Consider the following 26,989-nt stretch of genomic DNA (forward strand, 5'->3'; position numbering starts at 1 on the left):
CAGTGTGTCACAAGCGCCTCAGCAGCGCCGGTGAAGGGGGTTCTAAGCATTACAAACATACACCGCAAGCAGAAAATTCCCGAAACTCTCGAAAATCTTCAAAACAATTATTTACTGAAATAAAACAAATGCTTACAAATAGAACCGCGCCCAAATACGGCGACCAACCGCCAAGATGCGTACGGAAAATTGTGTTTCGCACAGGCTTGCTGGCAGACTCAGGCCGAGTCGGGCGGAATCGCACCTCGGAATCGGCTCATCAGGGTCGAGATCGGTAGGCGCAAAGCAAGCAAAGCCAAAATCACGGACAAATAGATCAAGGGTTCGATCTGAAATCCTTTGGCCTGCATTACATAATGCACGCCCCCCAGAACTGCTGCCGGATAGACCAAACGCTGAAGCGCGCGCCAGCCCGGGCCAAGCTGCCGTACTGAAAAGTTGTTCGACGTCACGGCCAGTGGCAGCGTCAGAACAAATGCCGCCATACCCACAGTTATATAGGGGCGCTTCAGGATGTCCGCCCAGATCTGCCCGGGGGCCTGCACATCCAATACCAGCCAAACCAAAAGATGCAGACTGATATATATAAATGTCAAAACGCCCAGCGCCCGCCTGAACTTGATCAGGTTCACGCCGACAAACCTGCGCAGGGGCGATATAGCCAGAACAACAATCAAAAACTGCAATGCCAGTTTGCCGTACTTATGCTCAAGAGCCTCAATCGGGTCGGCACCCAAACCTCCGGTCAGCCCTTGATAGAACAGCCAGGGTGCCGGCAGGACCCCCAGCAAATAGACGGCCCAAACAGGGATCCGACGGAATATCTGGTTCAGCGCGCTCATACTCTCAATAATGCTTGGACAGATCCATGCCTTCGTAAAGCCCGGCGACCTCGTCCTCGTAGCCATTGAACATGAGCGTCGGGATGCGCTTGGCAAACAGCCCACCGCCGATTTGACGCTCCGAGGCCTGCGACCAGCGCGGGTGATCCACGTTGGGGTTCACGTTACTATAGAAACCATATTCGCGCGGACCGGCCATGTTCCAGCTTGTCGGCGGCTCAACATCTGACACCGTAATGCGCACGATCGACTTGATGGATTTGAACCCGTATTTCCACGGAACCACCAGACGCAACGGTGCGCCGTTCTGGTTCGGGATCGGCCGGCCATAAATACCACTGGCCATCAGGGTCAGCGGGTGCATTGCTTCGTCCAGCCGCAGACCTTCACGGTACGGCCAGTCCAGAACCGGATACTGAACACCCGGCATTTCATCTGGACGATAAGCGGTTTCAAAGGCAACGTATTTGGCGCCTTCCTGAACACCGGCCATGTTCAGCAGGTCGGCCAGTTCAAACCCGTTCCAAGGGATCACCATCGACCATGCCTCGACACAGCGAAACCGGTATATCCGTTCTTCGACGGTCATTTCGGACAGGATGTCCTTGAAATTGTAATCGCCGGGCTTGTCCACCAGACCGTCAATCTTGATGCTCCACGGCTCAGTAACAAGAGTATAGGCGTATTTTGCAGGATCTTCTTTCCGAGTACCAAACTCGTAATAATTGTTATAACCGGTGATCTCTTCCCAGGTATTCGGCTCCAGCGCCTCTTGCGCGGCTGCCCCCTGCGCCAGCCCTGCCAATCCGACACCCGCCATCCCGGCCATCATCTGGCGCCGGTTCAGAAACGCCGCCCGGGGGGTGACGTCGGCATGTGTCAATGTGTTGGTCCAGCGATGCGCCATCTAAGTCTCCGTCTTCATACATCCTCTGAGGTGAGGTAGTCCGCTGATAGCACAGAGCCAAGGAAACAGGCCTCACGATTGAGCGACCAGTTTGTAACGTATCAGGGGGGTGAGGCTGTTGTCGCGGCACCACCTGTGGTCACCACCTTTACAACGCAGGCCTCAAAAATGCAGGCTGGGCCGCAGGTATTACCAACAAGGGAAAAGATGGACGACCCATCCAACGATTGAAATCCACCAGTGGGAGAAGAAGAATGTGTGACATCTGCGTTATGAATGCCGTCAAAGATCGAATGCTGTCGCGGCGGAGTTTCTTAAAAGCTGCTGCCGCCACGAGCGTTGCGGCTGCGACCACCGGAGCGATTGCACCAGCAGCGCTGGCCGCAGGTCATGGCGGGGTCGAGGACATGACCCATACGCTCAGCCCCGACTTTCCGACTTGGGGAGGCGAACCCGGCATTTCGGCCGAACAGGCGTTCAACTTCGCGGATCACGGCTTTAACCTGTTCAATCTGTCGATCAACGAACATACCGGCACGCATATAGATGCGCCCCTGCATTTCTCCGCAGATGGCATGTCGGTTGATGAGATCCCGGTGACCGATCTGGTCGCGCCGCTTTGTGTCGTCAATATCGCCGCCCGCGCGGCCGAAGACGCCGACACCCGCGTTACCCCGGACGATCTGAAGGCGTGGATTGCGGCCAACGGAGACATCCCCGACGGCGCTTGCGTAGCGATGCATTCCGGTTGGTCCGGCAAGACCGCCACGGACGGGTTCCGCAATTTCGACGGTGAGGCGCAGCACTATCCCGGGTTTCACGTCGAAGCGGCGCAGATGTTAATGGAAGACACCGGCGCGCGGTCGATTGCGGTGGATACCCTGTCGCTGGATCACGGCATGTCTGCTGATTTCGCCACCCACTATGCCTGGCTGCCCTCGGGTCGGTTTGGCATCGAATGCCTTGCGGGCCTGGATCGGGTTCCGGCCGCGGGGGCCACGCTGGTCATCGGCGCACCGAAACATGCTGGCGGCACCGGAGGTCCGGCACGGATATTCGCGTTGGTCTAAAGCCACGATGCACTAGTGATGCAGCATACCTTCAAAGCACGGACCGATGCCCAAACCCATTGCCGAAATCACGCATCGTTACGATACAGCCGCGCCCCGGTGGCGGGACAAGATGCGCGCGCTTGGGTACTATGATGGCTACCTAGAATTCCTGACCTCGGGATTGCCTGTCGCTGACGACGTGACACATGTGATCGATATTGGGGCTGGCACTGCGTCCTTCGCCGAGGCCTGGGTAGCGGTCCGCGGAAAACCGGCCAGGATAACCTTACTTGAACCCAGCGCAGGGATGATCAGGCAAGGCCAAAAGGCTCTGCGGGCGCGGGGGGTTGAACCAGAACTAGCCCAAGGGGTGCTAGGTAAAGTCAATCTAGACCCCGTGAGCGTTGCTCTTGCGGCCCATGTGATTGAACATTGCGCAGATCCGTCCCAAGCCTTGCAAGACATTCACAGACTGCTGCGCCCGGGGGGTCGCCTGTTTTTGGTGGTATCAAAGCCACATTGGTGTAACGCCATCATCTGGTTGCAATGGCGACATAGAACGTTTCAGCGCGCGGAGATCTTAGAGCTGCTAGATGAAGCAGGTTTTGATTGCGAAACGGTCTATTCTTTCCCATCTGGCCCACCCTCTCGGACAAGCCGGGGGTTAGTCGCAAAAAAACGCGGGTAAATTCAAGAATGGACCCACCAGTCAAGCGGGTCCATTCAACAATCAGTTCAGGTTCAATGCACCACGGCATCATCCGGTCGTGGTCGCTCAGACGTGCCCAGCCGATCGCCTATGATCAGGCCCTCGGCCCCGGCGGTGACCGGAATAGACTCGCCATCCTTGATCTCACCCGCCAGCAGCGCCTCGGCCAGCGGGTTCTGCAAGGCGCGTTGGATCACGCGTTTCAGTGGGCGAGCACCGAAGACCGGGTCATAGCCCTCGTTGGCCAGCCATTCCTTAGCCCCGTCGTCCAGAACCAGCTCGATCTTCCGCGCGGCCAGGCGTTTTTGCAGGCGTGCCATTTGGATATCGACAATGCCATCCATATCACCCCGTTTCAGGCGGTCGAAGATGATCGTTTCGTCCAGACGGTTCAGGAATTCGGGCCGGAAATGCGCCCGGACCGCATCCATCACATCCCGCCGCGCTTGTGCACTGTCGGCACCGTCGGGCAACTGGCTGAGCGCCTGAGAGCCGAGGTTCGAGGTCAGGATGATCAGCGTTTGCTTGAAGTCCACGGTACGGCCCTGACCATCGGTCAGCACACCATCATCCAGTACCTGCAACAGCACGTTGAACACATCCGGATGCGCCTTTTCGACCTCGTCAAACAGCACAACCTGATAGGGCCTGCGCCGCACGGCTTCGGTCAGCACACCGCCTTCGTCATAGCCGACATAGCCCGGAGGGGCGCCGATCAGACGGGCAACCGCGTGTTTCTCCATGAACTCGGACATGTCGATGCGCACCATCGCGTTGTCGTCGTCGAACAGGAAGTTTGCCACTGCCTTGGTCAGCTCGGTTTTCCCCACGCCGGTTGGTCCGAGGAACAGGAACGAACCCAACGGACGGCCTTCGTCGTTCAAACCTGCACGAGCACGGCGCACAGCGTTGGACACGGCGGTCACCGCTGCATCCTGACCGATCACGCGTGAATGCAGATCGTCTTCCATCCGCAGCAGCTTTTCGCGCTCACCTTCCAGCATTTTCGAGGTCGGGATTCCCGTCCAGCGTTCGACAACGCTTGCTATCTGTTCGGGGCGCACCGTTTCTTCGGCCATCATCTGGCTGCTTTCGGCGTTTTCGGCTTCGGTCAGCTTCTTCTCAAGCTCGGGGATGACGCCATAGGACAGCTCACCCGCCTTGGCGAGGTTGCCTTCGCGCTTGGCGATTTCCAGATCGGCCCGTGCCTTGTCGAGCTGTTCCTTCAGATCGCGCGCACCAGCCAGCTTGTCACGTTCGGCTTGCCACTGGGCAGTCATCTCGGCAGATTGCTCCTGCAGATCGGCCAGATCCTTTTGCAAGGTTTCCAGACGATCCTTCGATGCCGCATCATCTTCGAGCTTCAGCGCCTGTTCCTCGATCTGCATCTGCAGAATCTGGCGATCCAGCTGATCGAGTTCTTCGGGCTTGCTGTCCACTTCCATCCGCAAGCGAGCCGACGCTTCATCGACAAGGTCGATAGCTTTATCGGGCAGGAAGCGATCAGTGATGTAGCGATGCGACAGGGTCGCTGCCGACACCAAAGCCGAGTCCGAGATACGCACACCATGGTGCAACTCGTACTTTTCCTTGATACCGCGCAGGATGCTGATCGTGTCCTCGACAGTCGGTTCCTGAACCACAACCGGCTGGAACCGGCGCGCCAAAGCCGCGTCTTTTTCCACGTATTTACGATACTCATCCAGCGTGGTGGCACCGATACAATGCAGCTCACCCCGGGCAAGCGCAGGCTTGATCAGGTTGGCAGCATCCATCGCGCCGTCGGATTTGCCCGCACCCACCAGCGTGTGCATCTCATCAATGAACAAGATGATTTCACCGGCGGCTTCGGTCACTTCGGTCAAAACCGCCTTGAGGCGTTCTTCGAACTCACCACGGTATTTCGCACCTGCGATCAGCGCACCCATGTCGAGCGCGAGCAGCTTTTTATCCTTTAGCGATTCCGGCACATCCCCATTGATGATGCGCAGGGCCATACCTTCGGCAATCGCGGTTTTACCCACGCCGGGCTCGCCGATTAGAACGGGGTTGTTCTTGGTGCGGCGCGACAGAACCTGCATCGAGCGGCGGATTTCCTCATCCCGCCCGATAATCGGGTCGATCTTGCCCTCAGCCGCCGCTTCGGTCAGGTCACGCGCGTATTTCTTGAGCGCATCATAGCCCTCTTCCGCCGATGCGGTGTCAGCAGTGCGGCCCTTGCGGATGTCATTGATGGCTTCGTTCAGTTTCTGCGCCGTCACCGCGCCATCTTCCAAAGCATCCTTGGCTTTGGATTTCACCATGCAAAGCGCCATCAGAATACGTTCAACCGGCACGAAACTATCGCCTGCCTTGGTGGCGATCTTTTCAGCTTCATCCAGAACTTTGGCGGTCTGACCATCCAGATAAACCTGGCCCGCATCGCCACTGACCTTGGGAATTTTGGCCATGGACGCATCCAGTGCGTTAACGACACGGCTGGGCGCTCCGCCTGCGCGGGTGATCAGATTGCTGGCCAGCCCCTGATCATCGTCCATCAAGGCTTTGAGTATATGTTCAGGGGTCAACCTCTGGTGCCCCTCGCGCATCGCAATCGTTTGCGCTGCCTGCACGAAACCTCGTGCCCGCTCGGTGAACTTGTTCAAGTCCATATTTTGCTCCTTCTCTAAGCGCCCGGTTTTGACGCGCCCGCCTGGCAGCGCGCGTCGGTCTGGGCCTCATATTCAATCTGGGAAATATCTCGCGCGGTTCAAGGGGTCTGCCAACAGAATCCAACCTACCGACGCGGCACAGAATAAACTGTATACCCCCCAGTTTTCGCCACAGAACGCGCACCGTACATATCGACAAGCGATTGCGCCGCATCGCTGCCTGTCGGGCAGGAAACCAGATCGGCGGCGTCATCCAGAAAATCCACGGTAAAGGCGGATTCCCCTGTAACCTGACAGTCATCATCCATCGAACGATAACCACCAATCAGCCGGAGGTTGTCGTTTGTCGGAGACCTCAGGACTGTATCAGCAGCCTCTTTTTCCAGCGCCATGTCCTGACACCCGGCCAGCATCAGCCCCGCGCAGATTGCGATAGTGGGTTTCGTAAACTGTCTCATTCCGAATTCCGTCCCAGTTGCACAACGCGATAATAGCACAGTTGGAAACCTCTGCCGTGATCTGAATCACGCAAGGCGCGCATGGACAGAAGCGCACGAAACCGTTAGGACGCAGACGTTTGCCAAAAAGGAGCCCCCAATGTCCGATGACCGCCTGATTGTAGCCCTTGATGTCCCCAACGCCCTGGACGGTCTGGCCTTGGCCGAGAGGTTGGGGGACAGTGTCTCATTCTACAAGATCGGTCTGGGAATGCTGACAGGGGGCGGGCTAGCCCTGGCGAACGAGTTAAAGCAGGATCAGGGCAAGCGCATCTTTCTGGACATGAAACTGTTCGACATCGGTAATACGGTGGAAAATGCGGTGCGCGGTCTGGCACAGTTCGATTTGGATTTCCTGACCGTACATGGTGACCCGCACGTGGTGCGGGCCGCCAAAGAGGGTGCGTCTGGCAAAGACCTCAAGATACTGGCCGTGACCATCCTGACCTCGTTGAACCGGGATGATCTGGATGCCAGCCTGCTGAAGTCGGGCGATGTCCGGGACCTGGTTGTCGAACGCGCAGCCAAAGCGTTGGAGGCGGGTGCCGATGGCGTCATCGCCAGCCCGCAAGAGGCCGCGCTGATCCGTGCCCTGCCCCAAGCCGAAAACCGCTTGATCGTGACACCCGGCGTTCGGCCCGCCGGTGCCGCTCTGGGAGATCAGAAACGGGTCGCAGCCCCGGCAAATGCCATCGGTGATGGTGCCGATCACATCGTCGTCGGGCGCCCAATCTATCAGGCGCAAGACCCTAAAGCCGCCGCAGAGGCGGTGCTTGCAGAGTTAAATTCCTTATCCCCACACTAGGGCAATCCGGCTAAATCAGGCTAAATTTTCGCAAGAACAACCCGCAAACAGTTGACCTTAGGTCACTTTTCACCTGATCCGCGCCAAATCGTCCCTGTGCCCCAAAACACACATGCAAAACACGAGTTTCCACTGTGTGAACTGGGTTCTATCGAAAAATTCGATTTTGAGAGAATCTAAGTAGGTGATACTCCCCGCGGACCATCTCTTCCTGAGGTCCGTCACCTCCCCCCGCCACTTTGCGGGGGGCCTTCTTTTGGCAGATCTGGTTCCTACCCTCACTGTGCGGGTTTTGCCCGTGGCATGCGAATGATATAGTCACCGAACCTTACGGACCGCATGGAAGACGGGAAAAGAAAATGCCCGGCCTCTGCCGAGATTGCCTGACAGAACTGACCAAGGAACGCCGCTGCCCGGTCTGCGGCAGCCCGCGCGTCAAAACGCATCCTGAATTGTTTGACCTGTCCATCGCACATATGGATTGCGATGCCTTCTACGCCTCTGTCGAAAAACGGGACAATCCGGAGCTGGCCGACAAACCCGTCATTATCGGGGGCGGCAAGCGCGGTGTTGTTTCTACGGCTTGTTATGTAGCCCGGATTCGCGGCGTCCGTTCGGCAATGCCGATGTTCAAAGCGTTGCAACTATGCCCCGACGCTGTCGTGATCAAACCGCGCATGTCGGTCTATGCCGAGGCTTCGCGCCAAATCAGGTCGATGATGGACGAGCTGACGCCGATTGTTGAACCGCTGTCCCTGGACGAAGCGTTCATGGACCTATCCGGCACGCAACGTCTGCACGGCGCTCCACCTGCCGTCATGCTTGCACGATTGGTCAAGCGGATGAAGGCCGAGCTGGGGCTGACCGGGTCAATCGGGCTGTCACATAACAAGTTTCTGGCCAAGGTCGCATCCGATCTGGACAAGCCGCGCGGATTTTCGGTGATCGGCAAAGAAGAGACATCCGCGTTTCTGAACGACAAGCCAGTGCGCCTGATCTGGGGCATAGGCCCTGCGGCGCAGGAATCGCTGGACCGCGCAGGCATACGCTTGTTCTCGGACCTACTGCGCTGGGACCAAGAGGATCTGACCGCGCGGTTTGGCTCCATGGGCTACCGGCTGTGGCATCTGGCCCGCGGTCAGGACAAGCGCCGGGTTTCGGCACATGAACCGATGAAGTCCATCAGCAACGAAACGACCTTTTTTGAGGATACGGCCAATGCCGACATTCTGGATGGGCACCTTTGGCGGATGGCGGAAAAAGTCTCGGATCGGGCCAAGGCCAAGGGGCTGGCCGGGCGGGTTGTGACGCTCAAACTGAAAAGAGCCAATCACAAACTCATTACGCGACGCGTTTCTCTTCGCGATGCCACACAGATTGCCGATCGGATCTATCGCACAGCACGGGCGCTGTTCGATCAGGTTGGTGATCAGGGCCCCTATCGGCTGTTGGGGTGTGGCCTGTCGGATCTGTGCCCCGAGGATCAGGCGGATATTTCAGGGGATCTGCTGGATCCGGATGCCTCGCGCAGGTCGCAGGCCGAACGCGCCACGGATGAGATTCGCCGCCGTTTTGGGACGGATGCCATCGTCAAAGGACGTGCCCTGCGCTGAGGTTATTCGGCTGCGAGCTGCAGCGGCTCAGGTCCGATCCGCGCAATATCCATGATGATTTCGCCCAGGGTCTCTTTGAAGGCAGCGAAATTGTCATTCGGCTCGATCCTGCTTTCATCCATATACAGGGATCTGTCGATCTCGATCTGTACAGCATGCTGGTGGCGGCTGGGGCGTCCATAGGTCTGGGTCACATAGGCACCGGCAAACGGCGTATTTCGGGCCACACTCAGACCCGCCGAGACGAAAGCGGCCTCTATCTGTTCGACGACCTCTGGCGCTGCAGAGGCACCGAACCGATCCCCCAGCACGATCTCGGGACGTCTGGAATTGACTGTTGACGCAAGGGCCACGGCTTCGTGCGGCATCGAATGACAGTCGATCAGAATCGCCTGCCCGAATTCCTGATGCGACTCTGCCAACAACGATTTGATCCGGGCATGATAGGGACGCCAACAGGTATCGATTCGCAGACGCGCCTCATCCATGGTCAGCTTACCGCGATAGATTTCTCGACCATTGGCGACCACACGCGGAATCACCCCCAGCCCGGACGCTACCCGCGGGTTATGGCCTTGGCGGCGCGCGCCCTGAATAAGGGCTGGATCCAGCTCTTCTGCGCTGCGGTTCAGATCGACATAGGCGCGTGGCATCATCGCCGAAATCAGTGGCGCACCATGGTCCGCCGCTGATGAAAACAACTGATCCACAAAAGCATCCTCGGAAGAACGAATCACATCTTGGCTGAGAACCGACCGCTTCATCAGCCCATTTGGATAGTTTCGACCGCTATGCGGAGAGGAAAAAACCACACAGGACGTGCGCTTGGCAGGCATATCCAGTAGGTAAGCAGCGTTTTGCATGGCGACTCCTTGTTCGCACCAAACATAGACCGGAAAATAGTTCTACCAAACCCCTTGAACCCTTTTGCGACTCCTTTTATAGACCCCGCTACCGGCGCGGGGTTCCGCGCCCCATTTCGTTATGGGGTTGGCCACGCGACGGTTTCATGGGCGGTTAGCTCAGCGGTAGAGCACTTCGTTGACATCGAAGGGGTCACAAGTTCGATCCTTGTACCGCCCACCATGAACTCACTGCTTCGGATTTCCGGGGCACCCGCAAACCCAGGCGCTGGCCACGTCCTTGATGAAGGCGCCGCAGATTGGAGACAGACCCATGAAGGTCAAGAACTCGCTCCGCTCGCTCAAGAACCGGCACCGTGATTGCCGGGTTGTGCGTCGCAAAGGCCGCGTCTACGTGATCAACAAGACGCAGCGTCGGTTCAAAGCTCGTCAGGGCTAAGAACTGCACATACTGAATTCAAAGAACCGCGCCTTCGGGTGCGGTTTTTTTTTGTCCGGCATTTCAACCAGATGTAATGCGGACGGAACTGCAGGAATTCGCTCAGAAAGTTCGGTTCTGAGATTCAACGTTGTGATAGGACGATCTCGTGCTACGCTTTCCGTGATTTTATGACGGGAGGTCGGATTGGCCAACGATGATCTGGACAAGATATTCGGAACAACTCTGACCGACATGGTAGCCGATATAGGCCGCAGTGTGGCCCAGGCGGCCGAACAGCTTAGCATTGATCAGCTGAAAGCGCTGAAGAACTACCCCCAGGAACTGCGCGATCTTGGCATCCCGCCGGTCTTTTATCACATGCAGGATGTCGATGTGGAACTGAAGGTCGTCATGGAGATGAGCAGTTCCACCGAAGAAGGCCAACGCAGCAGGATTGGCACCTTTATTTTTGGCCCGAAGCTGACTCAGACAGACACGCTCGATTCCAAAAGCGCGTCCACGATGCGAATGCGTTTCGCGCCCGGTCCCGTAGATGAGAGCAGATCTTTGGATGGCAATGATGGCAACTAAGAAAGTCAAAGCCCCCAAAAGAGCGCCCATAGATGTCCGCGTCACCGAGATGCCCGAGGCATTCACCACTCTGCTTCAGTCACTTGAAAACCGCATGACGGCAATGGAGGCGCGCGAAGTCGCGCTGCTCGAGACGATCAACGACCTGCAAGAACGGATCGACGATCTGGAAGAAGGCAGCGGCGGCATGTTTATGGGCGCGGGTAACCCGGTGATGAACCCGATGGCCGAGGGCCGCGCGGCAATAGGAGCGGACGATCCTGACACACAGGTCGTCAACGCGCAGGAATTCTCGCAAGCCCTGGGTGAACAGATCCTCGCCGGGTCCGATGGCAGCAGTGATTTCACCATCGACAACGTCAAAGTCGAAGCGGTTGTTGGGTTGGGTCAGGACGGCACCAAAGCCCAAATCGCGACGAATGCCCGAAAGCAGGCGATCAGCCAGAACGCATCCAAAGTCACTTTTTCCGTCAGGAGGCGGACCGCCACGCAAATTATTGAGAAAGACTGAATTAACAGAGGAGATTGGAAATGAGTATCGGGCAGGAACTGCTAAACGTCCCGTTTGCGGAAATGGTTCAAAAGCTTGCGCTTTCCGTTGCCGAGTCGCAGACCGAGTTGGATCGACATTCTACAGATGTCGCCAAATATATGGCCGATCAGAAGATCCAGCTTCCGGACCTGTCCAATCCCAATGGCCCCCCCAAAGAATTCAGTTTGGTTTCCATGGGCTTTCTACCCGCATTCTACGCGGTGCAAGAAGCCGAAATTGAGGTCAAAATGGCGATCTCAATGACTAAGCAAACCGAAAAAGCGGGCAGCGCTTCGGTCAAAGGTGGTTGGGGCCCTGTCGCAGCGCAGGTCAATGCCAGCTATTCCTCGCGCTATGCTTACAGCCAAGAAGGCGCAAGCAGGCTGACCATCAAACTGGCCCCGGCCGATCCTCCGGTCTTGCTGCAAAAATACATGGAAGCTGTCACACAGGTCATGCTGAAAAAAGAACCGGTGTTGACCGATGACCCAGACCCTGAGCCGGCCCCCGCACCTGTCCCGGACCCGTCTCCACCTGAACCTGAAAAAAGACAGCGAAAGCGCTAAGCAGCATCTCTCGATCTTTCAGTTCTTAAATCAACACGACTAGGTCAGCCATGACGGCGTAGCCAGGATCGGCTTTGCCGACCCTCAGGCCCCGCTGTGCAGTACCACTTGGTCGGGGCCAGCGACATGTTGGCAGTGATTTGACCAACTAATTTTGTCGGAATTTCTTGCATCCCCCTGAGAATCGTTTAATTGACCATTTCAGTCGGGTTATTACCCGCGCCGATTTTCAATGTTGGGACACATGATGCTGAAATCCTCTACCTGCGTTGCCGCCGCCCTGACGGCCCTGATCGCGACCTCTGCCGCTGCCGAGGGCGAACTGAACCTTTATTCTTCGCGCCACTACGACACTGACGAACGCCTCTATTCCGATTTCGAAGAGGCCACCGGTATCACCATCAACCGCATCGAAGGCAAAGCGGACGAGCTGATTGCTCGGATGGAGGCCGAGGGCGCGAACTCACCCGCAGATATCTTGCTGACCGTTGATACCTCGCGTCTGGCGCGTGCCAAGAACGCGGGTATCCTGCAGCCGGTCGAAAGCGCGGTTCTGGAAGAACGTATTCCCGCCAACCTGCAGGACGAAGACAACCAGTGGTATGGCTTTTCGCAGCGCGCGCGGATCATCTTCTTTGACAAGGCCGATGTGACCAACCCGCCCGCGTCTTATCTGGATCTGGCCAAGCCCGAATACAAAGGTCTGGTCTGCATCCGGTCGTCCAGCAACACCTATAACCAGACCCTGCTGGCCTCGATCATCACAAACCACGGCACGGAAACCGCCAAGACCTGGGCCGAAGGCATGGTCGCGAACATGGCGCGCGAACCGCAAGGCGGCGACACTGACCAGCTGCGCGGCATTGTTTCGGGTGAATGCGAGATCGCCGTTTCGAACTCCTACTACTTTGCCCGTGCAATGCGTAAAGACGTCAAAGGCCTGAGCGCTGAGATTGACATGATCGGCGTCCAGTTCCCGGCGCAAGAAGCCGAAGGCGCGCACATGAACCTGTCCGGTGCCGGCGTGGCCGCAAATGCCCCGAACAAGGACAACGCGATCAAGTTCCTGGAATACCTCGCCAGCGATCAGGCGCAGGTCTATTTCTCGAACGGCAATGACGAATTCCCGGCGGTCGAAGGCGTCGCCCTTGCGGATAACGTGGCAGCGCTGGGTGAGTTCAAAGCCGACGAGATCAACCTGTCCCAGGTCGCCAAAAACATCCCCGAGGCACAGAAGATCTTTAACGAGGCCGGCTGGAAGTAATCTTTCATTCTATCGAGCAGAAGGGTGCAGTTTTCTGCGCCCTTTTTCTATTGTGAAGTTATGTTTTCTGGTCAATAATCTCATATACGGAAATGATTCCCATATACGAGCCATGCCTGATACCCTATCCGACCGCCTTGCAAACCACCTGAATCAACTTCGCCAAACGCGGGGATGGTCGCTGGATCAGTTGGCGGAACACAGCGGTGTCAGCCGGGCCACCCTGTCGCGCTTGGAAAAGGGGGATGTCAGCCCCACCGCGGAAACTCTGGGCCGGTTATGTGCCGCCTATGGGCTGCCGATGTCGCGTCTATTGATGATGGTCGAGGACAGTTTCGCCCCCCGCGTTCCCTTCGAAAATCAACCCGAATGGCGCGACCCCGAAACCGGCTTTACCCGCCGATCCGTCTCCCCTCCGGCCGCGGGTCTTGGCGGAGAGGTCATGGAAGGCCATCTGCCCCCAGGCGTTGTGATCACCTATGACACGCCGCCAAAACACGGGCAGGAGCATCACCTGATCATGCTGGACGGTGGCCTGACCCTGACCGTGGATGGAACCGCGCATCATCTGACGAGCGGGGATTGCCTGCGCTATCACCTGTCTGGCCCGACACGGTTCGAAACCCAAGCCGACCGAGGTGCTCGGTACCTGATGGTGCTGATATGATCTTACGACTGGCGGCCAATGATCTGAACCAAGCCCTAAACGATCTGACAGAGATACTGCACGCCTGCGTGCATGACGGGGCGAGTATCGGGTTCATTCAGCCATTTCCGTCGGGCGACGCGCTGCGCTATTGGCAGTCCCATGTCTGGCCAAACATCCAGACCGGCGCGGCCGAGATATTCGTCTATCGTGATGGCGAACGGATTGTCGGCACCGCACAGCTGGTGCCTGCCGCGATGCCCAACCAAGCGCATCGCGCCGACGTGTCCAAGCTGCTTGTTCATCCCCGCGCGCGACGGCGGGGCATTGGGCGGGCGCTTATGGCGACGGTTGAGGCGCGGGCACGCGAACTGGGGCGGTCCCTTTTGGTGCTGGACACGCGCAGCACGGACCCGTCGCTCCTCCTCTATCAAAGCCTTGGGTTTGAAATTGCCGGAGAAATTCCGAACTACTGCCGCAACCCGGAAAATGATCAGCTGGAACCAACTACTTTTATGTTCAAAACCCTGACCTGAGGGGCGCTCAGTCCACGGCGCTTACGGCTGTGTAAAGCCGCCGAAACCGTCCCAGCCGTTCAGATAATGCATGCATTTCTGCAGGCTCGAACCTGTCGGTGGTCGCCGGTTGCTCGGCCAGATCGGCAATGGTCAGAGCGCCGTCAGCACAGGCTGCCAGCCGGGCGGCACCATAGGCCGGGCCGGATTCCGCCCCCGCTGAACGCACGATGGGCTTTTCGGTCACAGCGGCGATCAGACCCAGCAGCAGGTCGGATTGGCTGCCCCCGCCTATGGCGGCAAGCTCGGGCAAATTGTCTATCGTGTCGCCGAAGCTCTGCGCCGCATCAGCGAAACAAAAGGCGATTGCCTCGACCACCGAACGGCAGATCTCGGCACGTGTGGTGGCGTCCTCAAGGCCAAAGAAACAGGCTCGAATATGCGGGTCCCCAAGGGGGCTGCGCTCACCTGTCAGATAGGGCAGGAAAATGGGCACGCGATCACCGCTGACGGTTTCAGCAAGCCCGACAACCTCGGCAGCCGAAAGCCCCAGCTGATCACCAATCCACGAAATGGGCCTTGCCCCGTTCAGCATCGCCGCCATTTGATACCAGCGGTCGGGCAATGTATGCGCAAACGCATGGACATAGCGTTCGGGGTTGGGCTTGTATTTACGATCCGCAACAAACAACTGACCGGATGTCCCCAACGAGATAAACCCACGTCCAGGTTCAGTTGCGCCCAATGACACCGCACCGGTTGCCGCATCCCCTCCCCCGGCCACGACAGGCACGCCGGAGTTCAATCCGGTCTCAGCTGCAGCCCGAACTGTTACCGTGCCAACGACATTGTGGCCGTCGAACATCTGCGGCAGCCAGTCAACAGCGACATCCGTGGCTTCCGCCATTCCGGTATGCCAGCGGCGTGAAGCCTGATCGAGCCACATTGTTCCTGCGGCATCGGAAGTATCGGTTGCCAGCTCTCCATGCAGACGCAGGCCGACATAATCCTTGGGCAGCAGGATATGGGAGAGTCGGGCATAATTGTGCGGTTCATGCCGTTTCAGCCAGGCAATCTTGGGCGCCGTAAAGCCGGGCAAGGGCAGGACGCCTACGATGTGACCAACCTGCGGCTGTGCCGCGCGAATGTCGTCGCATTCGCGGACCGCGCGGCTGTCATTCCACAGAATCGCCGGACGGATGGGGCATTGGTTGCGGTCCAACAGCACGGCCCCGTGCATCTGCCCCGACAATCCGACTGCTTTCACATCCGACAGGGAGATTTCGCCAGCAAGCAGGCCCAACGCATCGCGCGTCGCCTGCCACCAAATCTCCGGGTTCTGCTCGGACCAGCCGGGCTGTGGCGACGAAGTCCCGATGCCGACTGACGAGGTCGCAAGAATTCGGCCGGCATCCGCGCAGAGGAGTTTGACCGCTGACGTTCCGATGTCGATCCCAAGATACATTCACACCCCTTGCCTTGCATAATTCCGATATCACCGGCCAGGCTATTGATTTTTTTTGCGCGCGCAAAGAATATGTAAAATTATGATAAGATCAAGGTGGACGAACAGACTGGCATGACGAAGATCAGGAACATGGAAGAGTTTGCGGCCCTCAGCGGCATCTCTCGGCCCACCGTATCGAAGTATTTTCAGGATCCGGACAGCGTCCGACCCACAACACGGCTCCGCATCGAAGAGGCGCTTGAGCGCTTCGACTATCGCCCCAACATCTATGCGGTGAACCAGAACCGAAAGCTGACCAAGAATATCGGCATCGTGGTTCCCTATCTTGCCGATCCGTTCTTTGCCGAAATCGCGCGCTATCTGGAACAAAGCTGTATTGCTGCGGGGTATCGCCCGTCGCTGTTCAGCTCGCATGGTGATCCCAAGCTGGAAATCGAAATTCTCGACGGGTTGAAATCCATGAAGCCTGCTGGAGTGCTGCTGGCGCCCTTGGGGCGCACCTCGGATCGGTCAGCGATCGAGAAGTTTTGCGCCAATGTGCCGACCGTCCTGTTTGACAGTAATCTCGAAGGCCTGGGCGCGGCCTTTATCGGGTCGGACAATTTCAGTTTCGTCTCACAAACCGTCGAATACATGACCCGCACCGGCGAACCGCCGTCATTTTTTGAGATGCGAACGCCAGCGAACCCCAATGCTAATAAGCGGCGCCACGCCTATATTGAAGTGATGGAACAGCTCGGCTTTGAACCACATGTCATTAGTATCGACGGCCAGGGTTGGGCATTTGAAGAGATTGGCAAACATGGAGCCGCCGGAGTTCTGGAGCGGCAAGAGCTGAAAACGGATTCGGTTTTATGCAGCAACGACCGCCTGGCAATCGGGTTTCTTTCGGCATGTTACGAACAAGGGATTCGGGTCGGTCGCAAGAAAGACTGCGCGTTGCGGGTCGCTTCAAACGATGACCATCCCTTCTCAAGGTTTACCTGCCCGTCTTTGACAACGGCCGCCCATGACTACGACAATGTAGCGGGGCGCAGCGTCGAAACTCTCTTTGAACTCATTGAAAATGGAGGGAAATTTAACGAGAGGACGGAAACACTGTTTCCTGCACGACTTGTTTTGAGAGACTCCGCATGATCAAAAATTAACGCGCGTAAAGTTTTTATTGACGCCGCGACAATTTTCCCCTTACCCTGTCCAAACAACATCCAAGCTCAGGGAGGACAAGGATGTATCTCAAGAACGCACTTCGTGCGGCGACAGCAATGACTTTCGTCGCCACGGCAGCAGCCCAAGCGGATACCTTAACAATAGCGACCGTGAACAACGGCGACATGATCCGGATGCAGGGCTATACCGATAAATTCACCGAAGCGACCGGCATCGAAGTCGAGTGGGTTACGTTGGAAGAGAACGTGCTGCGCCAGCGCGTGACAACGGATATCACGACCAAAGGTGGCCAATTCGACATCATGACCATCGGTATGTACGAGACGCCGATCTGGGGCGCGAACGGCTGGTTGGTTCCCCTAGACGGGCTGTCGGATGAATACGACGTAGGTGACATCCTGCCCGCCATGTCAGGCGGCCTTAGCCATGATGGAACGCTCTACGCGGCTCCGTTCTACGGCGAAAGCTCGATGATCATGTATCGCACTGACCTGATGGAAAAAGCCGGTATGGAAATGCCGGATGCTCCTACTTGGGAGTTCATCCGCGAAGCGGCTGCTGCGATGACCGATCGCGACGCTGATATCAACGGTATCTGCCTGCGCGGCAAGGCGGGTTGGGGCGAAGGCGGTGCTTTCATCACAGCGATGTCCAATTCCTTTGGTGCGCGCTGGTTTGATGAAGATTGGAAGCCGCAGTTCGATCAGCCTGAATGGGCTGACACGTTGAACTTCTACGTAGGTATGATGAACGAGTCCGGCCCCGCAGGTTACGCCACTAACGGATTTAACGAAAACCTGTCGTTGTTCCAGCAGGGCAAATGCGGCATGTGGATCGACGCAACGGTCGCGGCTTCTTTCGTGACCAACCCGACAGACTCGACAGTCGCGGATAGCGTCAGCTTTGCACTTGCACCCGACACGGGGCTTGGCAAGCGCTCGAATTGGTTGTGGGCGTGGGCTCTGGCAATTCCGGCTGGTACGGAACAGGCAGACTCGGCCAAACAGTTCATCGAGTGGGCAACATCCAAAGACTACATCGAACTCGTAGCCGAGAACGAAGGTTGGGCCAACGTGCCTCCGGGTGCACGTACGTCGCTGTACGAAAATCCGGACTATCAGGCGGTTCCGTTCGCCAAGATGACGTTGGACTCGATCCTGTCGGCTGATCCGAACAATCCGACTGTAAAGCCAGTGCCTTACGTTGGTATTCAGTTTGCAGCGATCCCGGAATTCGCAGGTATTGCCACGCAGGTGAGCCAGGAGTTCTCGGCAGTTTATGCCGGGCAGCAGACAGTAGAAGAAGCTCTTGCCAAAGCGCAAGCCTTCACTGCCGAAGAAATGGAAGCCGCAGGCTACTAAGGCCTCCTTCCCAGCGGGTGGACAGAGGTCTGTCCCCCGCTTCACCCTTCCACAACTCGCGTTTTTCTCGCAGGCTGAGCTATGCCTGAACAGAGAGGTTTTGCGTCATGGCTACTCAACATTCCCGATCAGTTGCACGCCTGATGATGGCACCTGCGGTGATCCTGCTTCTTGGCTGGATGCTCGTGCCTCTGACGATGACGCTGTATTTTTCCTTCAAGAAATACCTGCCCCTGCGCGGCGGTGATCTGGGATGGGTCGGCTTGGACAACTACGTCCGGTTCGTCTCCTCCAGTTCCTTCTGGCCCGCGGTTCAGGCCACGCTGATGATCGTCGGCGGCGTGCTTGCCATCACGGTTGTTCTGGGCATCCTTCTGGCAATGCTGCTGGATCAGCCGATGTGGGGCCAAGGCGTTGTCCGCATCCTAGTGATCGCACCGTTCTTTGTGATGCCGACCGTTTCCGCATTGGTCTGGAAGAACATGTTCATGGACCCGGTCAACGGGTTGCTGGCTCATCTGTGGCGCTTTTTCGGGGCTGAGCCAGTTTCCTGGCTATCCGAGGCGTCGATGACGTCAATCATCATGATCGTATCGTGGCAATGGCTGCCGTTTGCGACGCTGATCCTGCTGACCGCGATCCAGTCGCTGGACAGTGAACAGTTGGAGGCCGCAGAAATGGACGGCGCGCCACCGCTCAAGCGCTTTTACCATATCATCCTGCCGCATCTAAGCCGCGCGATTACCATCGTGATCCTGATCCAGACCATTTTCCTGCTGTCGATCTTCGCCGAAATCTTCGTGACCACCGGCGGCGCCTTCGGCACCCGTACACTCACCTACCTGATCTTCCAGCGCGTGCTAGAGGGCCAGAACGTCGGCCTTGGATCAGCCGGAGGTGTCTATGCAATCATCCTTGCCAATATCGTTGCGATCTTCCTGATGCGCATCGTCGGCAAGAACCTGGACGCGTGAGGAGGTAACGATATGAGCCGCTCAGTTACACCCCGTCGCAAGTCGCTTAACACCGCCCTGGCATGGGCCGTTGGTCTGCTGATCTTTTTCCCGATCCTCTGGACCATCCTGACCAGCTTCAAGACCGAAGCACAGGCCATCGCCAGCCCGCCGCTGTTTCTGAACTTTGACTGGACGCTGGAAAACTATGCCATCGTTCAGGAACGCTCGGACTATATGCGGTTCCTGTGGAATTCGGTGATCATCGCGGGTGGTTCGACCATATTGGGCGTGATCATCGCGGTGCCCGCCGCCTGGGCGATGGCCTTTGTGCCATCAAAACGCACCAAGGACATCCTGCTGTGGATGCTGTCCACCAAGATGCTGCCTGCGGTCGGTGTTCTATACCCGATCTACCTGCTGTTCATCCGGCTTGGGCTTTTGGACAGTCGCGCAGGTCTGGTTGTGGTTCTGATGCTGATCAACCTGCCGATCATTGTATGGATGCTCTACACCTATTTCCGCGAAATCCCCGGCGAGATCCTGGAAGCCGCCCGCATGGACGGGGCAACGCTGAAGGAAGAAATCCTTTACGTGCTGACGCCGATGGCGGTGCCCGGTATCGCCTCGACCATCCTGTTGAACTTTATCCTCGCCTGGAACGAGGCGTTCTGGACCCTCAACCTGACCGCAGTTGACGCGGCACCGCTGACGGCCTTCATCGCCAGCTACTCCAGCCCCGAGGGCCTGTTCTTTGCCAAACTCAGCGCGGCATCGACCATGGCAATCGCACCAATCCTGATCCTTGGCTGGTTCAGCCAGAAACAACTTGTCCGCGGCCTGACCTTCGGCGCCGTGAAATAAGGAAAACTCCGCATGGGACGCATTCAACTCAAATCCGTGACCAAGAAATTTGGCGACGTTGAAGTCATTCCGCCGCTGGACCTGACCATTCAAGATGGCGAGTTCACTGTCTTCGTCGGCCCCTCGGGCTGTGGTAAATCCACCTTGTTGCGGCTGATTGCCGGGCTGGAGGATATCACCTCGGGCAATATCGACATTGACGGGGCGGACGCCACCGATGTCCCGCCCGCAAAGCGCGGTCTGGCCATGGTGTTCCAATCCTACGCGCTCTACCCGCATATGACCGTGCGCAAGAACATCGCCTTTCCGCTGCGTATGGCCAAACTGGATCAGGCCGAGATTGACCGCCGCGTCGAGGGCGCTGCCGATGTTCTGAACCTGACCGATTACCTGGATCGCCGACCGGGCCAACTGTCCGGCGGTCAACGCCAGCGCGTTGCCATTGGCCGCGCCATCGTACGTGAGCCTGCGGCGTTTCTGTTTGACGAGCCACTCTCGAACCTCGACGCCGCCTTGCGCGTTGGAATGCGGCTTGAAATCAGCGAGCTACACAAGCGTCTTGCAACCACGATGATCTATGTGACCCATGATCAGGTCGAGGCGATGACGATGGCCGACAAGATCGTCGTGCTGCAGGCCGGTGTGATCGAACAGGTGGGCAGCCCGCTCGAGCTGTATAAGACTCCGCGAAACCTGTTTGTCGCGGGCTTTATCGGCTCACCCAAAATGAACTTCATTGCGGGCGAAGAGGCCGCGAAACATGACGCCCATACGATCGGGGTCCGCCCCGAGCATCTGGAGGTATCCGACAGTTCCGGCACCTGGTCCGGTGTGGTTGGGGTTTCCGAACATCTGGGCTCGGACACGTTCTTCCACATTCACGAAACCGGCCTTGCGGACACGATCACCGTACGAGCGGGGGGTGAAGTTGGCTTCAACCATGGCGACCGTATCTATCTGACGCCACGCGCGGATGTGATCCATCGGTTTGACGCAAAGGGCCTGCGGATCGAATGACACGTCTGGTCGGTAAAACCGCCCTGATTACCGGGGCCGCGCGTGGCATCGGACTGGCCTTTGCCAAAGCCTATGTTGCCGAAGGGGCCCGTGTCGCGCTGGCCGACATTGACGGCGCGCGCGTGCAAGCCGCGGCCGCCGATATCGGTGAGGCCGCTTTGGCTATCGAGATGGATGTGACCAACCAGCAGAGCATCGATGCGGCGGTGGCAAAGACGGCTTCACATTTCTGTCCCATCGACATTCTGATCAATAACGCTGCCATCTTTACCGCAGCACCCATCATCGAAATCGAGCGCACCGACTACAACCGAGTTTTCGACATCAATGTCTCAGGCGCCTTGTTCACGATGCAGGCCGTCGCGCGCCATATGGTCAAACACGGGACCAAAGGCCGGATCATCAACATGGCATCGCAAGCCGGACGACGGGGCGAGCCTCTGGTCGCCGTCTATTGCGCAAGCAAAGCCGCTATCATTTCGCTTACCCAATCTGCAGGGCTGAACCTGATCCAACACGGCATTAACGTGAATGCCATCGCTCCGGGTGTTGTCGATGGCGAACACTGGGATGGTGTGGACGCCTTTTTTGCAAAGCATGAGGGCAAAGAGCCCGGGCAGAAGAAACGCGAAGTAGCCGCAGCGGTGCCGCTCGGACGGATGGGCCGTGCCGAGGACCTGACCGGAATGGCCGTGTTTCTGGCCTCAGACGAGGCGCAGTATATCGTCGCGCAAACCTATAATGTCGACGGCGGGAACTGGATGAGCTGATGGATCCTCTGGCAAACGCAAATCCCCCGGTGCGGCTGCGGCGCGACAGCTTTGCAGACTTGCCTGCGGCTGTCAGGACACCGAGTTACCTGCCCACAGACCTGAAACCCGGCATCGTCCATATCGGGCTGGGCAATTTTCACCGCGCGCATCAGGCCTGGTATATTCACCAGTTGATGCAACAGGGCCAAGCACTGGACTGGGCGATCATTGGGGCCGGTGTCCGCAGCTATGATGCCGAAATGCGAGAGAGGTTGCTGGCGCAGGACTGTCTGACAACACTGATCGAGCTGGACCCAAAGGGAATATCCGCCGAAATTGTCGGAGCCATGATCGACTACCTGCCAATCGAAGAGGGCAATGCGACGCTGATCCGGCAGATGGCCGATCCGTCCATCCGGATTGTGTCGCTTACAGTGACCGAGGGCGGCTATTTTCTGGACGCCAATACCGGCGCGTTCAACGCCGATCACGAAGACATTCGATACGATGCCGCCCATCCAGACCAGCCGCGAACCGCGTTTGGCGCCATTGTTGCAGCTCTTCGACAGCGCAAGAAGGAGGGTTTGAAACCCTTTACCACGCTCAGCTGCGACAACCTTCAGGGCAACGGGGTGATCCTGCGAAACTGCATTGTTGGTTTGGCGCGTATGTCTGACCCGAATCTAGCCACATGGATCGACCAATATGGCGCATTTCCCAATTCGATGGTGGATTGCATTGTGCCTGCTACGACAGAGCAGGTTGTTTCGCAATGCCACGGACTTGGAATCGATGACCGCGTCCCTGTCTCACATGAAAACTTTCGCCAATGGGTGATCGAGGACAATTTTTGCGCAGGGCGTCCGCCGCTCGAACAAGTCGGTGTCACACTGACCCACGATGTTCATAGCTATGAGACGATGAAACTGCGTATTTTGAACGGCGGTCATCAGCTGCTTGCGAATGTCGGAGAAATCCTGAACGTCCCGACGATTTCACGATGCATGCAGGACTCTGATATCCTGGCGTTTTTCGCTAAAATTCAGGCAGAAGAAATCCTCCCGCATGTCGCTGCTGTCCCCGGCGCTAAACCAAGTGAATATCTTGATCTGGTCGAAAAGCGATTTGCAAACACCGCCATCCATGACACCACGCGCCGCGTCGCGTTTGACGGATCCTCACGGCATCCCGGGTTCTTGCTGCCTTCGCTGCGTGACGCAGTTGCCTCGGACCCTGCCCCCAGCGGGCTGGCCCTGGCCGAGGCATTCTGGTGCCGGATGTGTGCAGGCAGGCGCGAGGATGGGTCTGAAATTGCGCCAAACGACCCCCATTGGGACACTCTTCAGCACATCGCGCTGGCGTCCAGAGATGATCCGAAACTGTGGATCGAGCAGGATCAATATTACGGCGAGATTGGCCGTGATACCCGCTTTGGTCAGGACTTTTCTTTTTGGCTGACCAAGATCTGGAGACATGGCAGCCGCGCTGCGATAGCAGACTACGTCGCGCAGACGTCCACGTCAGAGTAACCGGTCAAAACACATGGAGATCAGTCGCGGGCCAAGACCGCGCAGTTCCGTGACGTATCACGTGCAAACGCGGCGCAGGGGTTCTGACACTGCAAATTGGCGCGCACCCATAAAAATTGTAGGTGTTCTCATAACGCTGCATCGCCGCCATTGATTTCACTCACAAAAATTGAAGACTTTTGCGCATAAATTTGCACGATTTGCCCATAACATTGCGCGGTTCGAGAAACGCGCTCAATTGATGGTAGTCACCAAACATCTTCTTCAACTAAAGCCGGGCGTTTCTCAATCAAGAGTAAATTCTTATTGGAAATATTCGACCCTGATCATAGGGAAGCAGTTCTTTCGAGGGCTTGTGATAGATCCTCGCTTCAAGAATGGATATTCCCGTAATTGCCAAGTGAGCGCGTCCAAACCGACGCGCTCACTTTGCTTGGTATTGCTTGTCACTACGGAGTTAAGAGCGATGTATCACTCTGCGGCAACAGCTTTCTCTTCCAGTACCGGGTAGTCGGTGTACCCTTTTTCATTGCCGCCGTAGAGCGTGGTTGGATCGAGCTCATTCAGAGCGGCGCCTTTCTCCAACCGGTTGACAAGATCAGGGTTGGAAATAAACGGCCGGCCAAAGGCCACCAGATCGACGGCTCCGGTTTCAACCGCTTCAACCGCCATTTCCCGGTCATAAGCGTTGTTGCCCATTTTCGCACCGTCAAACAACTCATAGAGCGCCTTCAGATCGCCACCTTCCGGAATTTCGCGGGGGCCGCCGGTCTGCCCCTCCACAAGATGGAGATAGGCCAGCCCATACCCATTCAGCAATTTGACCGCATGAGTGAATGTCGCCTGCGGGTCGCTGTCGGAGATGTTGTTGGCGTCCGAGAACGGGCTTAGGCGGACACCAACACGGTCGGCGCCCCACACGTCAACAACTGCGTCCATGACCTCTTTCAGAAACCGTGCTCTGTTCTCGACAGGACCGCCGTATTCGTCTTCACGCTTGTTGGATTCGTCCCGCAGGAACTGATCGATAAGGTATCCGTTGGCTGCATGGACCTCGACACCGTCGAAACCGGCCTCCTTGGCGTTTTCCGCGGCCCTCCGGTAGTCAGCAACAATGCCAGCAATTTCTTCGACGGCCAGAGCCCGCGGCTCGGATGTTTCGACGAACTGCTCACCATCAAAGGTCTTGGCCTTAGCGCCGATCGCAGATGGCGCAACAGGGGCACCACCATCCGGCTGTAAGCTGGTATGCGAAATCCGGCCCACATGCCAAAGCTGGATCACGATCTTGCCGCCCTCAGCATGGACGGCCTCAGTCACTTTTCTCCAGCCGTCAATCTGTGCTTCAGAATAAATGCCAGGTGTCCAGGCATAGCCTTTGCCTTGGGGCGAGATTTGCGAAGCTTCCGTGATGATCAATCCAGCACCCGCCCGTTGCACGTAGTACTTGGTCTGCAATTCATGGACGCTGTCATCTTCGGCTCTTGCCCGGTTGCGGGTCAGTGGCGCCATGACAACGCGGTTTTTCAGCTCGATTGCACCAGCTTTGATGCCGGAGAACAGTTTTTCATCAGCCATTGCTGCTTCCTTCTTTGGTAAACTTCGTTCAGATATTATTGGACCAATTAGTCCAATATTAGGGTCACTGTCTCTTGTTTGAGTTTGTGTTACGTTTCATACCCTTATTTTTAGGGGAGGCCTTATGGCGAAATCACCAACCGGGCTTGTTTCAGGGTTTGTGATATCTGATCCGCGGGAACACCCGCTTTGCGCAAGGCTAGTGTGCCGATTGCAAGGGAGGCAAAGGCGCGTGCCTTGTTGAGTACCTGTCCCGGATCCGAAGGCTCAAGCGCTCTTGCAATAATCTCGTCAATACTCTCCAAATGCTGTCGCCCGAGAGCCGCCACTTCATTGTCATGCGGGGCAAGTTCCGTAAGGCAATTGATCAGCATGCAGCCGTCACGACCGCCTTGCGGGTTCGCCAAAGCTTCCATAATCGCACCAACGGGGTCATTTCCGCCCGCATCTGCAACGTCACGCAGATTTTTCAAACCACGCCTTGAATAGTGCCTGAGGGCTTTGTGAAACAAAGTCTGCTTGTTGACGAACGTTCCATAGAAGCTGGACCGGCTCAAACCCATGGCCTTGGTCAGATCATCCACAGATGCGGTCTCGTAGCCCTTGTGCCAAAAAACGCACAAGGCTTTTTCCAAAGCCTCAGCTTCGTCAAAGGCGCGAGGCCTACCCGGGCCTGCGGGTGATTTGATGTCGCCAACTGCGAGAGTTTCTTTGCTCATGAGCAAGATGTGGAATGGTTGGCCCAGAAATTCAAGGTGGCGGTAGGGAATTTTTGGAATGGTCAGTCCGTATTGTGACCAGAGAAAGGAATTTAGGTCCGTGGAAATGCAAAACCTCCCCGGCGCGCTTGGTGTCACGCTAATCTTAGGATCAGGACTGTTAGTCTTCTTGCGGGAGTGTCAGACGAAGAGGATCGTGTTCGTAGAAAAGAGAGGCCACGCTCGGTACTCGTTTCCAACACTGGACAGAGTGACTGGCGGCTTTGTCCAATACGTAGATGTTGATCACTCACAAACCAGAGATTGGTTCGGTAGATCCATGGCCAATGCCCTCAAATTGTGAGGATTACTACCCCAATGAGTAACAAAGCCACGAATTCAGAACTGGTTTTATGAGCATCAGTACGGCGGGCCGTTGTAAGCAAACCAACAATAATTTCAGCGCGCTAGGTTAAAATAGCGAGGTTAGCTGAAGTTTAATTCGCCCAATGTGAACTTCTTAACTTTGGCTAGAACGATTTCTTGTCAGTATCGTTTCATGAGTTGTTAGTGAGTTCGGTGAGTAAGTAGATGTATTTGCATAGTTTCGAGGGACATTGTAGCGCAGTCAATGACATCCGGATGGATGATTTTGCGCTTGAGTATCCGTTGTTGGACGATGCCGGCGTGCACGCACAATGGCAAAATGGCTCCTGGCAAATCACGCGGATAGCCGATATCTGGACAAGAACCGGGAAGGTACTTTCTTTGCCTTACAAAGGGGCCAACGCCTATCCATCTTTCCAGTTTGCTGAGGATGGAACCCCGCTTCCTTTGATGGAAAAAGTGTTGAAAGCCCTGCCACGTGAAATGACGCCGTGGCAATGCGCGTTCTGGTTAACCTCACCCAAATTGGAACTCGGAGGGGAAAGTCCGGCAATTCGCATTCAGACCGGCGATGACTGCATAGTCGATATCGCAGGCGAAGCTGGTTGTCTGATGGCAGCTTAGTTTTAGCTTTTGGTCACTCATACGTCGTACAACATCTGGCAAATTCGTGACTCCCCTGCTTTTTCTGCCACCGGCAAGAAAAGCAAGATCAGGGCACTCAACGCAGCACTCTTT

At 56.8% G+C, this 26,989-nt stretch carries 27 protein-coding genes and 1 tRNA gene; 20 read left to right on the forward strand and 8 right to left on the reverse strand.

Annotated features, from left to right (window positions below):
• Positions 1-218 precede the first annotated feature (218 nt).
• Positions 219-842, reverse strand: coding sequence for a protein-methionine-sulfoxide reductase heme-binding subunit MsrQ (gene msrQ, locus AC2FFB_RS08945; protein WP_271951856.1), 624 nt, complete (start codon positions 840-842; stop codon positions 219-221).
• Between the two features lie 4 nt (positions 843-846).
• On the reverse strand, positions 847-1,749 hold the full coding sequence (gene msrP / locus AC2FFB_RS08950) for a protein-methionine-sulfoxide reductase catalytic subunit MsrP (RefSeq protein ID WP_496874802.1): 903 nt from the start codon (positions 1,747-1,749) through the stop codon (positions 847-849).
• A gap of 254 nt (positions 1,750-2,003) precedes the next feature.
• On the opposite strand from msrP, the gene AC2FFB_RS08955 reads away from it, so the two are divergent.
• Both AC2FFB_RS08955 and AC2FFB_RS08960 read left to right on the forward strand, forming a co-directional pair.
• Positions 2,004-2,819, forward strand: a complete 816-nt coding sequence (locus AC2FFB_RS08955) for a cyclase family protein (RefSeq protein ID WP_281995989.1) — start codon at positions 2,004-2,006, stop codon at positions 2,817-2,819.
• A 112-nt stretch (positions 2,820-2,931) separates the two neighbouring features.
• Entirely contained in the window at positions 2,932-3,489 is a 558-nt protein-coding gene (locus AC2FFB_RS08960; protein ID WP_496874866.1) for a class I SAM-dependent methyltransferase, read from the forward strand.
• 53 nt (positions 3,490-3,542) lie between these two features.
• On the opposite strand, the gene clpB is transcribed toward AC2FFB_RS08960, so the two are convergent.
• Complete coding sequence (gene clpB / locus AC2FFB_RS08965) at positions 3,543-6,161, reverse strand: ATP-dependent chaperone ClpB (RefSeq protein ID WP_142639513.1); 2,619 nt, start codon at positions 6,159-6,161, stop codon at positions 3,543-3,545.
• A gap of 125 nt (positions 6,162-6,286) precedes the next feature.
• Positions 6,287-6,619 carry a hypothetical protein gene (locus AC2FFB_RS08970; protein ID WP_142639515.1) on the reverse strand — a complete coding sequence of 111 codons (333 nt, stop codon included), beginning with the start codon at positions 6,617-6,619 and terminating at the stop codon, positions 6,287-6,289.
• A gap of 139 nt (positions 6,620-6,758) precedes the next feature.
• Between AC2FFB_RS08970 and pyrF the strand changes: the two genes are divergently transcribed.
• Together pyrF and AC2FFB_RS08980 are read left to right on the forward strand one after the other, a co-directional pair.
• A complete protein-coding gene (gene pyrF / locus AC2FFB_RS08975; RefSeq protein ID WP_496874803.1) occupies positions 6,759-7,463 on the forward strand; it encodes an orotidine-5'-phosphate decarboxylase in 705 nt (234 codons plus the stop codon).
• A gap of 359 nt (positions 7,464-7,822) precedes the next feature.
• On the forward strand, positions 7,823-9,076 hold the full coding sequence (locus AC2FFB_RS08980; RefSeq protein ID WP_496694126.1) for a DNA polymerase IV: 1,254 nt from the start codon (positions 7,823-7,825) through the stop codon (positions 9,074-9,076).
• 2 nt (positions 9,077-9,078) lie between these two features.
• Here the strand turns inward: AC2FFB_RS08980 and AC2FFB_RS08985 are convergent, their stop codons facing one another.
• A complete protein-coding gene (locus tag AC2FFB_RS08985) occupies positions 9,079-9,939 on the reverse strand; it encodes an N-formylglutamate amidohydrolase (protein ID WP_282022428.1) in 861 nt (286 codons plus the stop codon).
• A 148-nt stretch (positions 9,940-10,087) separates the two neighbouring features.
• Here AC2FFB_RS08985 and AC2FFB_RS08990 point away from each other — a divergent pair.
• The 8 genes from AC2FFB_RS08990 to AC2FFB_RS09025 all read left to right on the forward strand — a co-directional run bounded on the left by AC2FFB_RS08990 (position 10,088) and on the right by AC2FFB_RS09025 (position 14,495).
• Positions 10,088-10,162: transfer RNA gene (locus AC2FFB_RS08990), tRNA-Val, on the forward strand.
• Positions 10,163-10,252: 90 nt separating this feature from the next.
• Complete coding sequence (gene ykgO, locus AC2FFB_RS08995) at positions 10,253-10,378, forward strand: type B 50S ribosomal protein L36 (protein ID WP_008562923.1); 126 nt, start codon at positions 10,253-10,255, stop codon at positions 10,376-10,378.
• Between the two features lie 186 nt (positions 10,379-10,564).
• Positions 10,565-10,951, forward strand: a complete 387-nt coding sequence (locus AC2FFB_RS09000) for a hypothetical protein (RefSeq protein ID WP_271951870.1) — start codon at positions 10,565-10,567, stop codon at positions 10,949-10,951.
• Complete coding sequence (locus AC2FFB_RS09005) at positions 10,941-11,462, forward strand: hypothetical protein (RefSeq protein WP_496874804.1); 522 nt, start codon at positions 10,941-10,943, stop codon at positions 11,460-11,462. Before AC2FFB_RS09000 ends, AC2FFB_RS09005 begins: the two co-directional genes overlap by 11 nt.
• A 20-nt stretch (positions 11,463-11,482) precedes the next feature.
• Entirely contained in the window at positions 11,483-12,049 is a 567-nt protein-coding gene (locus AC2FFB_RS09010) for a hypothetical protein (RefSeq protein ID WP_271951874.1), read from the forward strand.
• A 247-nt stretch (positions 12,050-12,296) separates the two neighbouring features.
• Positions 12,297-13,313 carry a Fe(3+) ABC transporter substrate-binding protein gene (locus AC2FFB_RS09015; RefSeq protein WP_496874805.1) on the forward strand — a complete coding sequence of 339 codons (1,017 nt, stop codon included), beginning with the start codon at positions 12,297-12,299 and terminating at the stop codon, positions 13,311-13,313.
• A 112-nt stretch (positions 13,314-13,425) separates the two neighbouring features.
• On the forward strand, positions 13,426-13,980 hold the full coding sequence (locus tag AC2FFB_RS09020) for a helix-turn-helix domain-containing protein (RefSeq protein WP_496693108.1): 555 nt from the start codon (positions 13,426-13,428) through the stop codon (positions 13,978-13,980).
• On the forward strand, positions 13,977-14,495 hold the full coding sequence (locus AC2FFB_RS09025; RefSeq protein ID WP_496874806.1) for a GNAT family N-acetyltransferase: 519 nt from the start codon (positions 13,977-13,979) through the stop codon (positions 14,493-14,495). The genes AC2FFB_RS09020 and AC2FFB_RS09025 overlap by 4 nt, the downstream gene beginning before the upstream one ends.
• A 7-nt stretch (positions 14,496-14,502) precedes the next feature.
• Here the strand turns inward: AC2FFB_RS09025 and xylB are convergent, their stop codons facing one another.
• Positions 14,503-15,939, reverse strand: a complete 1,437-nt coding sequence (xylB, locus tag AC2FFB_RS09030) for a xylulokinase (RefSeq protein ID WP_496874807.1) — start codon at positions 15,937-15,939, stop codon at positions 14,503-14,505.
• A 114-nt stretch (positions 15,940-16,053) separates the two neighbouring features.
• Here xylB and AC2FFB_RS09035 point away from each other — a divergent pair, with 114 nt between their 5' ends.
• From AC2FFB_RS09035 to AC2FFB_RS09065, 7 genes are all read left to right on the forward strand, one after another.
• Positions 16,054-17,079, forward strand: a complete 1,026-nt coding sequence (locus tag AC2FFB_RS09035) for a LacI family DNA-binding transcriptional regulator (protein WP_271951883.1) — start codon at positions 16,054-16,056, stop codon at positions 17,077-17,079.
• A 92-nt stretch (positions 17,080-17,171) separates the two neighbouring features.
• Entirely contained in the window at positions 17,172-18,473 is a 1,302-nt protein-coding gene (locus AC2FFB_RS09040; RefSeq protein ID WP_281995994.1) for an ABC transporter substrate-binding protein, read from the forward strand.
• Positions 18,474-18,580: 107 nt separating this feature from the next.
• Entirely contained in the window at positions 18,581-19,447 is an 867-nt protein-coding gene (locus AC2FFB_RS09045) for a carbohydrate ABC transporter permease (RefSeq protein ID WP_142639539.1), read from the forward strand.
• Between the two features lie 12 nt (positions 19,448-19,459).
• Positions 19,460-20,290 (forward strand): carbohydrate ABC transporter permease, encoded by an 831-nt coding sequence (locus tag AC2FFB_RS09050; RefSeq protein ID WP_142639541.1) that lies wholly within the window; start codon positions 19,460-19,462, stop codon positions 20,288-20,290.
• 12 nt (positions 20,291-20,302) lie between these two features.
• On the forward strand, positions 20,303-21,307 hold the full coding sequence (locus AC2FFB_RS09055) for an ABC transporter ATP-binding protein (protein ID WP_142639543.1): 1,005 nt from the start codon (positions 20,303-20,305) through the stop codon (positions 21,305-21,307).
• Complete coding sequence (locus AC2FFB_RS09060; protein ID WP_496874808.1) at positions 21,304-22,077, forward strand: L-iditol 2-dehydrogenase; 774 nt, start codon at positions 21,304-21,306, stop codon at positions 22,075-22,077. The genes AC2FFB_RS09055 and AC2FFB_RS09060 overlap by 4 nt, the downstream gene beginning before the upstream one ends.
• Positions 22,077-23,588, forward strand: a complete 1,512-nt coding sequence (locus AC2FFB_RS09065) for a mannitol dehydrogenase family protein (protein ID WP_496874809.1) — start codon at positions 22,077-22,079, stop codon at positions 23,586-23,588. Before AC2FFB_RS09060 ends, AC2FFB_RS09065 begins: the two co-directional genes overlap by 1 nt.
• 471 nt (positions 23,589-24,059) lie before the next feature.
• Here AC2FFB_RS09065 and AC2FFB_RS09070 read toward each other — a convergent pair whose 3' ends face one another.
• Both AC2FFB_RS09070 and AC2FFB_RS09075 read right to left on the reverse strand, forming a co-directional pair.
• Positions 24,060-25,166 carry an alkene reductase gene (locus AC2FFB_RS09070; RefSeq protein ID WP_496714174.1) on the reverse strand — a complete coding sequence of 369 codons (1,107 nt, stop codon included), beginning with the start codon at positions 25,164-25,166 and terminating at the stop codon, positions 24,060-24,062.
• Positions 25,167-25,288: 122 nt separating this feature from the next.
• Positions 25,289-25,885, reverse strand: a complete 597-nt coding sequence (locus AC2FFB_RS09075; RefSeq protein WP_496689819.1) for a TetR/AcrR family transcriptional regulator — start codon at positions 25,883-25,885, stop codon at positions 25,289-25,291.
• 621 nt (positions 25,886-26,506) lie between these two features.
• Here AC2FFB_RS09075 and AC2FFB_RS09080 point away from each other — a divergent pair.
• Entirely contained in the window at positions 26,507-26,875 is a 369-nt protein-coding gene (locus AC2FFB_RS09080) for a hypothetical protein (protein WP_142639554.1), read from the forward strand.
• Positions 26,876-26,989 lie beyond the last annotated feature (114 nt).

Source organism: Ruegeria sp. YTSA219, assembly GCF_059609985.1.